Here is a 14,582-nt window from a genome sequence, read left to right as displayed (position 1 = left end):
ATGGACTATCTGAGAGAGGAAAAGATCCCGATGGCGGTCGCCACGTCGACTGCCCGCGCACGTGCCGAAAACATCATCCGGCGCGCGGGAGCTTATGAATATCTGTCCGCCTGTGTCTGCGGTGACGCGGTGGAAAAGAGCAAACCGGAGCCGGACATATTCTGGAAGGCAGCCGAAGAACTCGGGTGCAGCCCTAAGGAGTGCCTTGTTCTGGAAGACAGTACCGCCGGCGTTCTGGCCGGTAAGGCTGCGGGCGGTTATATCATCTATATCCCGGACGAGACCGATGTGCCCGCAGAAGTCCTGGATGGGATAACCGGGCGTATGGACAGCCTTCTTGATGTGATTGGCTGGATAAAGGCAGTGAACAGGAAAAGGGAGAGATAAACAGCGGAAAAGAGACCGTGCTGTAATTAATCAATTGCAGTACGGTTTTTTCGTTATAATAGAATTGCAGCAGGAACAAACATATATGTCCAGATCATACATCCGGGAGATCGTATGATTTGCATGGCAAATGGATGGGAGGTTAACAGAATGGACGAGGCAGTAAAGAAGCTCCAGGATATTATTGATGAAAGCAGCCGGATCGTGTTTTCGGAGGAGCAGGTGTGTCAACGGAGAGTAATATACCGGATTTCAGAAGCGCGGACGGACTGTACAGGCAGAAATATAAATATTCCCTGAACAGATCGTAAGCCACAGCTTTTGTGAAGAACACAGAGGACTTCTATGAATTTTACCGGGAGAAGATGATGTTTCTGGACGCAGAGCCGAACCCGGCACATTTGAAGCTGGCGGAACTTGAAGCGGCCGGAAAGCTGACTGCTGTTGTGACGCAGAACATTGACGGGCTGCATCAGGCGGCCGGAAGCCGGAACGTGCTGGAGCTGCACGGAAGCATCCACAGAAACTACTGCAGGAAATGCGGAAAGTTTTTTGATGCTCGTATGTCAAACATGCCGGCGGTGTTCCCAAATGCGAGTGCGGCGGGCTGATCAAGCCGGATGTTGTGCTTTATGAAGAAAGTCTGATTCAACAGTTATATCAAGAAGTGTACAGGCGATCAGTGAGGCTGATACGCTGATCATCGGCGGCACTTCTCTTATTGTGTACCCGGCAGCCGGTTTTATAGATTACTTCACGGCAGACATCTTGTTGTGATCAACAAGAGTGCTACGGCGAAGGAGGTAGGGGCTGACTTGACTATCGCTGCGCCTATCGGAGAGGTGCTCGGGCAGATAGAAGTGCACGAATAAGGAATAATTTAACACGGAACCAATTTGCGGAGCCGGCAGGCGCTTTTAACTTACTTAGTGCTTACCAGAATTTTGATCGTGAAATTGAGTTATCCTTGTGTAAGTTGTGCTGTTGTGCAGAAACATATAATAGGCAAGGGTATTTTTATTATAGTATTATTATATTAATATGACTATTTAAAATCATTACATATGGTAATATTTGGAAATTAATAATACTCTTTTACGATATTATATACGGAGAAGGAGAGAAAATAATGAATAAAAAATGCTATGGATATGTCAGAGTGTCAAGCAAAGAACAGAATATTGGGCGGCAGATCGCGGCACTGGAAAAGATACCGGTGCCGCCGGAAAACATTTTCATAGACAAGCAGTCAGGCAAAGACTTCGACCGTCCTAATTACCAGAAAATGATCGACAAACTGTGTGCGGGAGACGTGGTGTTTGTGAAGTCGATCGACCGGCTCGGAAGAAATTACGATGAAATTATAGAACAGTGGAGGGTGCTGACTAAGGCAAAAGATGTAGATATCGTTGTGATAGATTTTCCGCTGCTGGACACGAGGAATCAGGTGAACGGACTTACCGGTAAGTTTATTGCAGATATCGTCCTGCAGATATTATCGTACGTTGCCCAGATAGAACGGGAAAACATAAGGCAGAGACAGGCTGAAGGAATGCGGGGCAAAGTCAAAGGAGTTTCGTTCGGAAGACCGGCAAAGGAAATACCTGAAGAGTTTCCCCATGTGTTTGAGCTTTGGAGGCAGGGCAAGATAAGCATGCGCAGAGCCGCTAAGATCATGGGTACAAACCATACGACAGTTTCAAAATGGATAAAGCTCTACATGAAAGAAAACGATATCTTTCTGGGGACAAAACGATATAAAATTGGATGGAAATGTAGACTTTTTTATCCATCAATGATACTATTATTTTAGTAAATGCTTTTATTAAGTAGGATTCGTTATAAAATACATGCGATTGCGTTAATATTTTGTGGAAAATAAAGTCTGATTTTATATCCACATAATTATGAGGGGATGCAGTTGCGGCGAGGCATAGGAAGGGATTGAAAGATGAAAAGAATACGAAGGAAGAGCTGCTGGCAGTGATAGCATCCAAAGCCGGATGCAATTACCTGTCAGATGTAATTTTGCCTATCTACAGTGAAAAGTGCTGGCAGCCATCGAGTCCATAGACGAAAACGAATACGACTTAAAAGAATGGCAGGAGACGGTGGGTTATATAATCGGAAATAACACGATACAAATAAATGACTGTAAAGATGCTAAAGAATACTTGATCCACAAATTGTGGAAAGGGGTTATAGAATGGGTTGGGGACGGAGGTTTTAAAAACCTCCGTCCCCAACCTGCATTTACCCTGTCCCTTTTAAGAAGTTATTCCGAAGCCCATGTTAGGAGCAATAAACATGTGTACAAGATCTCCGAGAAATACAGCAAGTAAAACACACATACGATTATTTTAGACTTTGAAGAAAAACGCGTCAGCAGGTCGTCCATTTTCGGCGCAATAATATATATAAAGAAAAGTCCGCCGATTCCAAATATCATAAGACCTTCCAGGCATACACGGCCGTCTATGCTGAGAAGCATATCGCTGTAATCCCACCATCTGGCCAAATAAAGATTCCAGCACGATACTTGTCACATATTCGATCACTCCACATAAGCACATGATAGTTCCGAACAGCTGCATAGGCCGGGCTCTGAATTTTTTCAGGACAACTAGAATTAAGACTCCCCATTCCATAAATAGGAAGCCATGGGCCTGTCATAACGCCCCGGTTTATGATCATACCGTCTTCAATTATATGTAAAATCACTTCCCAGATCCATCCTATGCCTGAGAATGCAAAAAACATCAAGATTAAAGAATCGATGGAATATGAGCGTTCATAATTTAATTCTGAAATGGATGGAGTGATAACACTGTATTTTCAATTTTCTTTGCCGTAGTATTCATATCGGAATCCCCTCGGATTAGATAACATTTTATTTTGATATGATAATTCTAACGGAAAGAAATAAAGATGTATTGTAGCAATTCTGAAGAATTTATAAAGAATTATAGTGTAAATTTTAGATTTAATGAAGATATTGGGGACGGAGGTTTTTCGTTTTCCTCCGTCCCCAATTAAAATAAAGGTGTCCCTTTTTCAAAATTCAGGAAATAGTTCTATGCTTCGTTCCAGAATTCCGTTCATCTGCGCAATCGCTATGCCGTAATTCGTGATCGGTATCCCGGCGTCTTCAGCACATTTCAGACGATATTTCATTTCACGTTCATTCAAAGTGCAGCCTCCGCAGTGGATGATCAGGTTGTATGTGGATAAGTCAAGTGGAAATTCTGTGCCGCTCGTAAATTCAAAGTTTATTTGTTTACCTGTATATTTTGAATCAGCCGGGGAAGCTTTACGGTACCGATATCGTCGCACTGTCTGTGATGTGTGCACCCTCTGCGATGAGAACCGTATCTCCGTCTTTCAGACATTCCAAAGTCCTTGCACCGTCAACTACTGTACTTAAATTACCCTTATATCTTGCAAACAGGATTGAGAATGAGGTAAGTGGTATATCGGCTGGTGTCTCTTTGGATACTTTGTCAAATACCTGACTGTCAGTAATGACCATTGCCGGTTTTTTGCCGAGAGTCATGAGTGTATTGGACAATTCGTTTTCTTTAATAACGATCGCAGCTGCATCGGCTTCCAATATATCGCGTATTGTCTGCTGCTGGGGCAGTATGAGACGTCCCTTTGGAGCGGCCTTGTCTATAGGCACAACGAGAATTATAAAGTCAGAAGGCCTGATAAGGCCGCCGACGATCTTGGATTTGGGATCATCAGCAGGCACGAGTCTTGCGATCAACTCTTTCAATTCGTATATATTGCTGTTATCTGATGCGCTCACCCACATAAAATAATCGTCCGGCGCAAGTCCAAGCGATGCAGCGTCCTTGTACCTGTCGGGAACGGCAATATCTGCCTTGTTGAGTACGACGACAGAAGGCAGCTTTTTTCTTTGATCCGTTTTAAAATAGCATGATCTGCCTCTGTCATACCGACAGTTCCGTCTACTACAAGCACGGCAATATCTGTTTTGTTTAGTATCTGATAAGCCTTTTGAACTCGGAGGGTTCCCAGTTCGCCTTCATCGTCGAGCCCTGGAGTATCTATCATGACGACCGGGCCGAGGGGAAGAAGTTCCATTGCCTTTAATACAGGGTCTGTGGTAGTACCTTTTATGTCAGATACAATGGCCAGATCCTGACCCGTAAGGGCATTGATAACACTTGATTTACCTGCGTTGCGTTTTCCGAAGATACCAATATGGATGCGTTCGGAAGAAGGGGTGCTGTTTAAGCTCATATATGATTCCTTTCCGTCAGGGACATGGTAAATTGAAAAGGGACAGGGATATTTTAATTGGGGACGGAGGTTTTCTAGAAAACCCCGTCCCCAATTAGAGTTAGAACCGGAAATCCCGCCGGTTGTTTTCGCGGATGAGGCGAAGATTTTCGAGCACAACTTGCCGTGCTTTCTCGTTTGGTACATTTAATACTTCTTTATCTATCAATTTATCTCCAATTGCCTTTGTCTCAGGGGATGCATAATCCATGAGATATTCTTCCAGTGTCATCAGGGCGTTCGGATGGCAGCAGTTTTGTATCTGCCCGCTCTTGCACAGTGACATGAACCGGTCGCCGGTGCGGCCTTCCCGGTAACAGGCAGTACAGAAGCTTGGAAGGTAATCCATTTCCATAAGCCAGCGTACGACTTCATCCAACGTACGGTTGTCTATGACGTCAAATTGTTCTGATTTTTCATCTTCCGGCTCCGGCTCGCAGTAACCGCCCACACTTGTCCGTGAGCCGCCGCTGATCTGAGATATCCCGAGATGCAGTACCCGCTCCCGCGTTTTCTGGCTTTCACGTGTAGATATGATCATGCCGGTGTATGGTACTGCGATACGGATACATGCAACGATTTTGGCAAAGGTATCGTCATCAATTCCGTTTGTAAATGAATCGGCGTCAATATCGTCTGCGTTTCTCAGGCGGGGTACGCTGATGGTATGAGGTCCCACACCAAATGCAGCTTCCAGATGCTCAGCATGCATGAGCAGGCCTGCAAATTCATAGCGGAACTTGTCAAGTCCGAACAGTACACCGACACCTACGTCATCAATGCCGCCTTCCATCGCCCGGTCCATTGCCTCTGTGTGATAGTTATAATCGTGCTTTGGTCCCGTAGGATGCAGCTGCAGGTAACTCTCTTTGTGATAAGTCTCCTGGAAGAGAATATACGTGCCAATTCCGGCCTCTTTTAACAGCCGGTAATTGTCCACCGTAGTCGCGGCAATATTGATGTTTACTCTCCGGATCGCCCCATTTTATGTTTGATGCTGTAAATCGTGTTAATACAGTCCAGATAATACTCCATCGTGTTATGTACCGGGTCTTCTCCTGCTTCAAGGGCAAGGCGCTTATGTCCCATGTCCTGGAGGGCGATGACTTCTTTGCGGATCTCATCCTGGGACAGTTTCTTGCGGGCAATATGTTTGTTCTTCATGTGGTAAGGGCAGTATGTACATCCGTTAATACAGTAGTTGGAGAGATAAAGCGGGGCAAAGAGAACGATACGGTTTCCGTAAAAATCTTTTTGATCTGTTCAGCCAGACGGAATATCTTTTCATTCATATCCGCGTCTTCACAGGCGAGCAGAACAGAAGCTTCCCGGTGAGTAAGCCCTTTCTGCAGTTTTGCCTTTTCAATGAGTGATTCGATTAATTCCAGATTGTTTTTGTTCTCGTCTGCATAATCGAGAGTTGCCTGAATCTCGTCATGATTGATAAAGTCGTCCGCGTGTTTAGAATTGACATCATACATAGTACATTTCCTCCATAATTTTATGATATTTTTGGTTTATATATTCAGTGAGTCACCACGTGCGGTAACTACGTGATATCCGATAGATTCCATCCGGCGTTCCAGACAGTTCCTGCATTCTGCGGCCTCATCCCCGGTACAGATTTTATTGTCATAGAGCGCATAATCTTTTCGGACCGTGGTTGGCGAAAGATTCGGCATCACGACATTTGCACCGGCCAGAATACCGAGTTCCCGCCCCTTTGGGTGGATCGTTCCGAGGGCGGGGTGGCCGGAAGCAGCACCTTTGGTATCATAAGCCTCAGAAGGCCAAGCATAAATAACGTAAGTTCCAGTGTGCCGGAAGGGTGTCCGGCAAATGGAGTGTCATGGTGTGAGATAAAAGGGCCGATACCGATCATCTGCGGATCCAGTTTCTTTATAAAAGCATATCTTCTGCGAGGTGTTCTGCGGTCTGGTAAGGGAGCCTACCATAAAGCCGGTTCCCACCTGATAGCCAATCTTTTTCAGGTTCCAGAGGCATTCCTGGCGAACTTCTGCTTTCAGCAGTGGCGGATGGAGTCTTGCATAATGCCCGGCATTAAACGTCTCGTGCCGAAGGAGATAACGGTCCGCGCCTGCATCGTAGAGATACTGATAGCTGTCATAGCTTCGTTCGCCGATGGACAGCGTGAGTGCGCAGTCCGGCCAGCGTGTTTTATGTCAGATATGATACTGCCCAGCCGGGAGTCGTCGTAACAGCCGTCTTCTCCGCCCTGGAGCACAAATGTACGGAATCCTAATTGGTAGCCTGTATCGCAGCATGATAGTATCTGTTCCTCTGTCAGACGGTAACGGGACACATTAGAGTTACTTTTCGTATGCCGCAGTAAAGACAGTCGTTTCTGCAATAATTTGTAAATTCGATCAGTCCCCGGACATACACGTCATGCCCGTAATACCTGTGCCGCACACTGCGTGCCGCATCATACAGATAATCAGCCAGGGCAGGAGAACGCCCTTCGATCAGCGCCACCCATTCCCGTTTTGATAATGTCCGGTTTTCCTTCAGTTTATCAATGAGCTCTTTCATATATCACCTCCGGAAGAATTATGTATGAATTAAAATCTGCGCCAGGCGGCGCAGATTTCCATAAGGGTATAGTATCCCCTTTATTTGTTGAACTTTCCGTGCGCCTTTTCACTCAGGATGTTCCTTTGTGATTAGTACGTTTAAAGAAAGTATAGCATAATGAATAAATTTACTCAATAAAAGTTTAAGTTTTCACGAAAATAAACGCCTGCATTTGACGCTTCCCGTCTGATGCTGTATAGTATGAATGATTATGCAGACAGGAGAAATAAAGATGCAGACGGAATATATTGTTCATAACTTTCAGCCTATATATAATGAACATTCCCGCATATTAATGCTCGGGACCATGCCGTCCCTAAATCGAGGGAGGTCGGTTTTACTACGGACATCCGCGGAACCGTTTCTGGAAAGTAGTGTCAGATGTGTGCCGGCGCCGCTTCCGCAGACGCCGGAAGAGAAGACAGCATTTGCACTGGAATATAAAATTGCAGTGTGGGACGTGCTGGCCGGCTGTGAGATCAAGGGCGCGGATGACAGCAGTATCCGGAATCCCGTGGCAAATGATCTGGATGTGATATTGAAACATGCAAAGATACAGGCAGTGTTCACTACAGGAACAAAGGCAGGACAGCTGTATAAAAATATTGTCTTCCAAAGAATGGGATCAGTGTGGTTACTTTGCCGTCCAAAGCCCGGCAAACTGCAGAATGACATATGAGGAGCTGTTTGAAGCATATTCAGTTATCAAACAGTATTTATAACGGATAAGATAATGAGAGGTGCCATATGAATAAAGAAGAAAAACAGAGTATCTGATAGATCAGCTCAGAGCAGAAAATGCAGGGTACGAAGCGCTTTCCATGCCGGTTGATTTACCCGGGAAAAGAAGGCTTTTGAGAAGTCTGATGAATGTCCGCTTTCCGGGGCCGGTATCTCCGGAAATATTGAAAGTGCAGGACGAACTGCTTCAGGAAGAGCTGGAAGAAAAAGGGATTGTAGATGTTATGGAACTTCCTGTGATCCAGGACGAATATCCGTGCACAGAGATTAAAAATTCCCGCCGTATCGTTCTCTGGCAGGGGATATTACGAGGCTGAAAGCAGACGCGATCGTCAATGCCGCCAATTCGCAGATGATGGGGTGCTTTGTCCCATGCCACGGATGCATAGATAATGCGATTCACTCGGCGGCAGGTCTTCAGCTTCGCAATGAATGTGCACAGATCATGGAAGAGCAGGGACATGAAGAGCCGACAGGAAAAGCAAAGATCACGGGCGGATATAACCTCCCGGCAGAACATGTGATACATACAGTCGGACCGATAGTCGGCGTGCAGGTGACTGAAGAACAAAAGGAGCAGTTAAAGTCATGCTATAAAAGCTGTCTGAAGCTGGCAGAAAACAAGGCTTAAGGTCAATCGCATTCTGCTGTATTTCAACAGGAGAATTTCACTTCCCGAATAAACTGGCAGCAGAAATTGCAGTACAAGTGATCGATAAATACTTATCCACATCCGAAGTGGAACGTATCGTTATAAATGTGTATAAAAATGAAGATTATTATATTTACAAAAAATTATTTCAGTAAAAGGACAGGGTAAAACGGGTTGGGGACGGGGATTTTAAAATCCCCGTCCCCAACCAACCCCAGCAGGGAGATATTATGGATAACTTGGTTTTAGTCTAAATGCTACCGTTCCGGTATTTTTGCTAATGCTTCTGGGACTGTTTCTCAAATATATAGGATGGATCGATGATGATTTCGCGGCGAAGATGAACCGGTTTGTGTTTCTTGTTCCCCTGCCGGTACTTGTTTTAATGACCTTGCCACAGTGGATTTCCGGCAGGTATGGGATGTGCGGTTTGTATTATTCTGTCTTCTGGCAACGGTTGTCAGTATCGCCATCTCTACTGCGGTTTCTTTTGTGGAGAGACAGATCTATACAGGAGAATTTATACAGTCTTCTTACCGGAGCAGCGCGGCACTTCTTGAATAGCTTTTATTCAAAATATATATGGGACGGCAGGGATGGCCCTCTTATGATCATCGGCAGTGTACCATTATACAACGTCATGGCAGTCGCAATGCTTTCTACGTTCAGTCCCGAGCGGGGAAAGTTAAATGGCACGGTGTGGAGGCAGACACTGCGGGGATCATAACAAATCCGATCATCATCGGTATAGCCGCAGGTCTTATGTGGTCTGTGCTCAAGATCCCAATGCCTCATGTTATGGAAAAACGGTTTCAAATGTTGCGGGAATGGCAACGCCGATGGGACTTATTGCTATGGGAGCTTCCTTTGATATAAAGAAGGCTTTCGCCAAAGTGAAGCCTTCGCTTACCGCAGCTGCATTGAAGCTGATAGGATTTTGCAGTCTGTTTCTGCCTGTCGCCATACAGATGGGCTTCCGGGAAGAGAAACTGGTTGCAATACTGGTCATGCTCGGTTCTGCCACGACGGTCAGCTGTTTTGTTATGGCAAAGAATATGGGGCATGAGGGCGTATTGTCATCCAGCGTTATTATGCTGACAACATTTTTGAGTGCGTTTACGCTGACCGGCTGGTTATATATCTTAAAGTCACTGGGAATGCTCTAAAGTCTGTATGGAAAAAGGAGGCAGCGGATAAGGAATGTATCAATGCAGAAGCAGCTCTGCAGGCGGTAAATATTCTTCCGGTCTTGTGTCCGTGATGAACGAACTGAAAAACTATCGGCATGTCCCTATTTGTCCCACAAGATATTGATAAGATACAGTTATCAAATCAAAGGGAGGAACAAAAGAATGGAAGAAAACACAAGCTTTATACCGGAAATTTATATTGGTGAAAATGGCAACTGGTTTATTAACAATTATGATACAGGGGTCAAAGCAAGAGGTGACGACGGTATCACACCGCATATCGGTGCCAGCGGCAATTGGTACATTGGTGACACCGACTCAGGTGTATCGGCAACGGGTCCGAAAGGCGATAAGGGTGACAGAGGAGAGGCTGGTCCGATGGGCCCTCAGGGCGCGACCGGCCACAGGTCCTCAGGGACTGACCGGCCCACAGGGACTGACAGGGCCTCAAGGGCCGACAGGTGCGACAGGTCCGCAGGGGCAACTGGACCAAAGGTGATACCGGTGCTGCCGGACCGCAGGGACCAACCGGCGCGACAGGACCAAAAGGCGACCCGGGAGCATCCGGCGTACAAGGACCAAAAGGTGACAAGGGAGATACCGGCGCAGCTGGCCCACAGGGTCCGCAGGGAATCCAGGGACCAAAGGGAGATAAAGGAGATCAGGGACCGTCCGGTCCGGTAAATATCGCGAACAACCTTGAGACGACGGAAGAGGGCTATGCGCTGGATGCGCGGCAGGGAAAGATTTTAAAAGATAAATTAGATTTTGAAGTGGGGACATGGACACCTATAAGTAAACTGCATAACTTGGGGTGACGGAGGTTACATCATCGCACTATATAAAGGTGGGCAGATTAGTGTATGTATATTGCACTTGTAAGTTGCTGCACAGTTCACAATCAAGTAGTATTATGTCCTTGCAAGGCCTCCCTATGAAAGCCAAAATACAGCAGTGCTTGGACTTGGAGTATCTACTCTAACAAATATAAAACAGAGACCATATATCCCCTACATCGAAAATAGTTCAATAAAGTTTGCGGATACTTTTGGTGGAAGAACTTGGGCCAATATGGCATCTCAAGATTTTGTGACAGGGTCGGGTTTGACGCTATCTTTTCAGGATGTTATCTGGCAAAATTCTAAAAAATGTGGAGGGCTTGGAAACAGACTCACTGTGGCGTATTTGCGACTTCACGTTCGGGCATCAGTTATCAGATTGGAGATGGAATCGCCGGCAAGAACTCGCTGGTCGGACGCCCGCAGCCTGGTCAGATGAGCAGGGACAATATAACAGTATTTGTACAAGAGCTGCTTAATTCCCATAGGTAATATTATGGAGCTGTTGACGGGATTAGCGGACCAAAGATATAGGCGGCAATCAGAGCATTCCAGAAAGCGCACGGACTCGCGGCAGATGGTAGTGTCGGAGAGAAGACATGGAGCAGACTGTTCAGATTATCGTAAGAATATATGCAACGAAGCCTGGAGCGTAAATCCGCAATCCCTTGATATTAAAGGGATTGCGGATTTTAACTATCTTTCGCGACATGGAGTATACGGGACTTGAACCCGTGGCCTCCACACTGCCAGTGTGGCGCGCTCCCAACTGCGCTAATACCCCATGGCAAGATTATAACACAAGATCAGAGCGATGAAAACCATTAATTTTAACTCCTTAAGATATTCTGAAAATTCCTTAAACACCTTGACAAACCGGGCCCGGATGGCTATGATATTCATTAGTTTATGAAGATAAAGGCGTTGAAGAAGAAGAGTACGGCACTGCCCTTGCAAGAGAGAACCATTCACAGGCTGGAAGGTGGTTTCAAGAAGGAGTGGCGGAAGGTAGCTTTGGAGCCGGATGGCTGAAAGATGAGTAGGCCACCCCGGAGTCGTTCCCGTTAAAGAATATGATGAGATATATGGAAGTTGTTTCTTCTATATAATGAAGGTGGTACCGCGGATTTTATTTCGCCCTTTACATGCTGGTAAGGGGTGATTTTTATACCCCGATTTGTGAAATAAGTGTGAAATATTTACGAAGGAGTATGAGGAGGAAACTATGAGTCAGAATCTGAAACAACTTACAATCCGAAAGAGATTGAGCCGAAATTATATGAAAATGGTGTGAGAGCAAGTATTTTCATGCTGAAGTAGACAGAAGCAGAAAGCCGTTTACGACCGTGATGCCGCCGCCGAATATCACAGGCAGGCTTCATATGGGACATGCACTTGATAATACACTGCAGGATATATTGATCCGGTATAAGAGGATGCAGGGATACAATGCACTGTGGATCCCCGGACAGACCATGCGGCCATTTCGACGGAAGTTAAAGTTACAAACCAGCTGAAAGAAGAAGGGATAGATAAAAAGAACTTGGACGCGAAAAGTTCCTGGAGAGAACATGGCAGTGGAAAGAAGAATATGCGGGGACAATAGAAGGACAGCTTAAGAAGCTTGGCGTGTCATGCGACTGGGACAGAGAACGGTTTACAATGGATGACGGCTGCCCGAGGCGGTAGAAGAAGTGTTCATCAAGCTGTATGAGGAAGGATATATTTACAAAGGTTCCAGAATCATCAACTGGTGTCCGGTCTGCAAGACGTCTCTTTCGGATGCGGAGGTTGAACATGAGGAACAGGACGGTTCCTTCTGGCATTGAAGTATCCGATCGTGGGAACAGAGGACTTTCTTGAGATAGCGACTACCCGGCCGGAGACGATGCTCGGCGATACTGCGATCGCGGTACATCCGGACGACGAGCGGTACAAAGACATTGTAGGGAAGACGGCGCTTCTTCCGCTTGTGAACAGAGAGATACCGATCGTCGCCGACTATTATGTGGACAAAGAATTTGGTACCGGCGCTCTGAAGATCACGCCGGCTCACGACCCGAATGACTTTGAGGTCGGAAAGCCACGATCTGCCGGAGATCAATGTGATGAATGACGACGCGACCATCAATGAAAATGGCGGAGCATATGCGGGTCTGGAGCGGTATGAGGCGAGAAAGCGCATCGTCAGAGATCTTGAAGAGCAGGGGTATCTGGTGAAGGTCGTTCCTCACTCACATAATGTAGGAACACATGACCGGTGCCATACAACAGTGGAGCCGCTCATCAAGCAGCAGTGGTTCGTTAAGATGGAAGAGCTTGCGAAGCCGGCCATAGAAGCGGTAAAGACAGGTGAATTGAAGTTCGTGCCGGAGCGTTTTGACAAAATATATCTGCACTGGCTGGAAAACATACGAGACTGGTGTATTTCCCGTCAGATTTGGTGGGGACACAGGATTCCTGCTTATTACTGTGATGAATGCGGCGAATTTGTAGTGGCCAGACAGATGCCGGAGACATGCCCGCACTGCGGATGCACACATTTTACACAGGATGAAGATACGCTTGATACATGGTTCAGCTCTGCGCTGTGGCCGTTTTCTACACTCGGCTGGCCAAAGCAGAATGAAGATCTGGATTACTTCTATCCTACCGATGTGCTCGTCACAGGATATGATATTATCTTCTTCTGGGTGATACGTATGGTATTTTCCGGATACGCGCATACCGGAAAATCACCGTTCCACACTGTATTTATCCACGGTCTCGTGAGAGATTCTCTCGGACGTAAGATGAGTAAATCACTTGGAAATGGCATTGACCCGCTGGAGATCATTGAACAGTATGGAGCGGACGCTCTGCGTATGACGCTTGTGACCGGGAACGCGCCGGGCAATGATATGCGTTTTATAACGAGAGAGTGGAAGCAAGCCGTAATTTTGCAAACAAGGTATGGAACGCGTCCCGCTTTATTTTGATGAATATTGAAGGGAAAGAGATAACAGAGCCTGAGGCGTCTGAACTTCTGCCAGGCGACAGATGGATCTTATCCAAATGTAACCGTCTGATCCGTGAAATGACGGAAAATATGGATAAATTTGAACTCGGTATTGCGCTTCAGAAGGTATATGATTTCATCTGGGATGAATTCTGCGACTGGTATATTGAGATCGCGAAGCAGAGAATCTACCGCGCAGAGGAAGAGCCGGAATCAGCCAATGCTGCGCTGTGGGTATTGAAAACGGTGCTGAAAGACGCGCTTAAGCTTCTTCATCCGTTTATGCCTTTCGTATCAGAAGAGATCTATGGCAAGCTTGTGCCGGAGGAAGAGTCACTTATGATGTCTGCATGGCCGAAGTACCGGGAGGACAGGAACTATCCGGAGGCAGAGGATGTAGCAGAACATCTGAAAGCGGTCATTTCCGGCGTGCGGAACATCCGTGCGGAGATGAATGTGCCTGCGGCAAGGAAAACAAAGATCTACGTTGTGAGCGAGGATGAGAAGCTGTGCCACGGCCTTGACATGCTCAAGGATTCTATTATAAGAATGTCCTGCGCAAGCGACTTTATCATTCAGCATAACAAAGACGGTATCGCGGAAGACGCAGTCTCTGTCGTAGTGCCGGACGCGACCGCCTATGTGCCGCTCAGCGAGCTGGTAGATTTTGAACAGGAAATAGAGCGTCTTACAAAGGAAGAGGCACGTCTTACGAAAGAAATTGCGCGTGCCACAGGAATGCTGAATAATGAGAAGTTTATGAGCAAGGCCGGAGGCAAAGGTTCAGGAGGAAAAGACAAACTTGTAAAATATCAGCAGATGCTGGAACAGGTAAAAGAAAGACTGGAAGGGCTTAAGTCCAGACAGTCATAAGG

12 protein-coding genes, 1 tRNA gene, 8 pseudogenes and 1 other annotated feature are annotated in these 14,582 nt (G+C 46.3%); of the genes and pseudogenes, 13 read left to right on the top strand and 8 right to left on the bottom strand.

Annotated features, from left to right (window positions below; all coding sequences use genetic code 11):
• The 6 genes and pseudogenes from LAJLEIBI_RS18410 (at position 1) to LAJLEIBI_RS18405 (ending at position 2,729) form a co-directional block, all read left to right on the top strand.
• A complete protein-coding gene (locus tag LAJLEIBI_RS18410) occupies positions 1–387 on the top strand; it encodes an HAD family hydrolase (RefSeq protein ID WP_243133311.1) in 387 nt (128 codons plus the stop codon).
• A 150-nt stretch (positions 388–537) separates the two neighbouring features.
• Positions 538–687 carry a hypothetical protein gene (locus tag LAJLEIBI_RS19840; RefSeq protein ID WP_330580843.1) on the top strand — a complete coding sequence of 50 codons (150 nt, stop codon included), beginning with the start codon at positions 538–540 and terminating at the stop codon, positions 685–687.
• Positions 630–998, top strand: a pseudogene (locus LAJLEIBI_RS19835) (Sir2 family NAD-dependent protein deacetylase). Before LAJLEIBI_RS19840 ends, LAJLEIBI_RS19835 begins: the two are co-directional and overlap by 58 nt.
• A gap of 518 nt (positions 999–1,516) precedes the next feature.
• The gene (locus tag LAJLEIBI_RS14400) at positions 1,517–2,200 is read left to right on the top strand and encodes a recombinase family protein (RefSeq protein WP_149301932.1); all 684 of its coding nucleotides are present in this window, start codon (positions 1,517–1,519) and stop codon (positions 2,198–2,200) included.
• A gap of 131 nt (positions 2,201–2,331) precedes the next feature.
• Positions 2,332–2,460 carry a hypothetical protein gene (locus LAJLEIBI_RS18740; protein ID WP_279232013.1) on the top strand — a complete coding sequence of 43 codons (129 nt, stop codon included), beginning with the start codon at positions 2,332–2,334 and terminating at the stop codon, positions 2,458–2,460.
• The gene (locus LAJLEIBI_RS18405) at positions 2,436–2,729 is read left to right on the top strand and encodes a hypothetical protein (protein WP_243133310.1); all 294 of its coding nucleotides are present in this window, start codon (positions 2,436–2,438) and stop codon (positions 2,727–2,729) included. The genes LAJLEIBI_RS18740 and LAJLEIBI_RS18405 overlap by 25 nt, the downstream gene beginning before the upstream one ends.
• Here the strand turns inward: LAJLEIBI_RS18405 and LAJLEIBI_RS19580 are convergent.
• The 7 genes and pseudogenes from LAJLEIBI_RS19580 to hydE all read right to left on the bottom strand — a co-directional run bounded on the left by LAJLEIBI_RS19580 (position 2,663) and on the right by hydE (position 7,245).
• On the bottom strand, positions 2,663–2,878 hold the full coding sequence (locus LAJLEIBI_RS19580; RefSeq protein WP_279232012.1) for a putative ABC transporter permease: 216 nt from the start codon (positions 2,876–2,878) through the stop codon (positions 2,663–2,665). The two genes, LAJLEIBI_RS18405 and LAJLEIBI_RS19580, sit on opposite strands and share 67 nt — an antisense overlap.
• Positions 2,863–3,147 carry a putative ABC transporter permease gene (locus tag LAJLEIBI_RS19575; protein ID WP_279232011.1) on the bottom strand — a complete coding sequence of 95 codons (285 nt, stop codon included), beginning with the start codon at positions 3,145–3,147 and terminating at the stop codon, positions 2,863–2,865. Before LAJLEIBI_RS19575 ends, LAJLEIBI_RS19580 begins: the two co-directional genes overlap by 16 nt.
• Positions 3,148–3,441: 294 nt before the next feature.
• Positions 3,442–3,776, bottom strand: a pseudogene (locus LAJLEIBI_RS18400) (hypothetical protein).
• On the bottom strand, positions 3,698–4,195 hold the full coding sequence (locus LAJLEIBI_RS18395) for a hypothetical protein (RefSeq protein WP_243133309.1): 498 nt from the start codon (positions 4,193–4,195) through the stop codon (positions 3,698–3,700). Before LAJLEIBI_RS18395 ends, LAJLEIBI_RS18400 begins: the two are co-directional and overlap by 79 nt.
• A 68-nt stretch (positions 4,196–4,263) precedes the next feature.
• Positions 4,264–4,653 (bottom strand): annotated as a pseudogene (locus tag LAJLEIBI_RS18390) (GTPase); the annotation flags it as partial.
• A gap of 100 nt (positions 4,654–4,753) precedes the next feature.
• Positions 4,754–6,173, bottom strand: a pseudogene (gene hydG / locus LAJLEIBI_RS19570) ([FeFe] hydrogenase H-cluster radical SAM maturase HydG).
• 36 nt (positions 6,174–6,209) lie between these two features.
• Positions 6,210–7,245, bottom strand: a pseudogene (gene hydE / locus LAJLEIBI_RS19565) ([FeFe] hydrogenase H-cluster radical SAM maturase HydE).
• A 274-nt stretch (positions 7,246–7,519) separates the two neighbouring features.
• Here hydE and LAJLEIBI_RS19830 point away from each other — a divergent pair.
• The 6 genes and pseudogenes from LAJLEIBI_RS19830 (at position 7,520) to LAJLEIBI_RS19820 (ending at position 11,336) form a co-directional block, all read left to right on the top strand.
• Positions 7,520–8,009 (top strand): annotated as a pseudogene (locus tag LAJLEIBI_RS19830) (DNA-deoxyinosine glycosylase).
• Between the two features lie 25 nt (positions 8,010–8,034).
• Positions 8,035–8,835 (top strand): annotated as a pseudogene (locus LAJLEIBI_RS19560) (protein-ADP-ribose hydrolase).
• A gap of 268 nt (positions 8,836–9,103) precedes the next feature.
• Complete coding sequence (locus LAJLEIBI_RS19925; RefSeq protein WP_330580745.1) at positions 9,104–9,244, top strand: hypothetical protein; 141 nt, start codon at positions 9,104–9,106, stop codon at positions 9,242–9,244.
• Between the two features lie 263 nt (positions 9,245–9,507).
• Positions 9,508–9,846, top strand: a complete 339-nt coding sequence (locus LAJLEIBI_RS19920; protein WP_465244964.1) for an AEC family transporter — start codon at positions 9,508–9,510, stop codon at positions 9,844–9,846.
• Between the two features lie 485 nt (positions 9,847–10,331).
• Positions 10,332–10,688 carry a hypothetical protein gene (locus LAJLEIBI_RS19825; RefSeq protein WP_330580743.1) on the top strand — a complete coding sequence of 119 codons (357 nt, stop codon included), beginning with the start codon at positions 10,332–10,334 and terminating at the stop codon, positions 10,686–10,688.
• A gap of 561 nt (positions 10,689–11,249) precedes the next feature.
• A complete protein-coding gene (locus LAJLEIBI_RS19820; protein WP_083790635.1) occupies positions 11,250–11,336 on the top strand; it encodes a peptidoglycan-binding domain-containing protein in 87 nt (28 codons plus the stop codon).
• 84 nt (positions 11,337–11,420) lie between these two features.
• Here the strand turns inward: LAJLEIBI_RS19820 and LAJLEIBI_RS14350 are convergent.
• Positions 11,421–11,493: transfer RNA gene (locus LAJLEIBI_RS14350), tRNA-Ala, on the bottom strand.
• Positions 11,494–11,624: 131 nt separating this feature from the next.
• Positions 11,625–11,854, top strand: a binding site (T-box leader).
• A gap of 118 nt (positions 11,855–11,972) precedes the next feature.
• Between LAJLEIBI_RS14350 and LAJLEIBI_RS19545 the strand changes: the two are divergent.
• A pseudogene (locus tag LAJLEIBI_RS19545) lies at positions 11,973–14,580 on the top strand (valine--tRNA ligase).
• Positions 14,581–14,582: the final 2 nt, after the last annotated feature.

This window comes from [Clostridium] hylemonae DSM 15053 (assembly GCF_008281175.1).
In the GTDB taxonomy this organism is placed as follows: Bacteria; Bacillota; Clostridia; order Lachnospirales; family Lachnospiraceae; genus Extibacter; species Extibacter hylemonae.
Note: the sequence above shows the minus strand (reverse complement) of the source record. Positions and strands in the feature narration are given on the sequence as shown.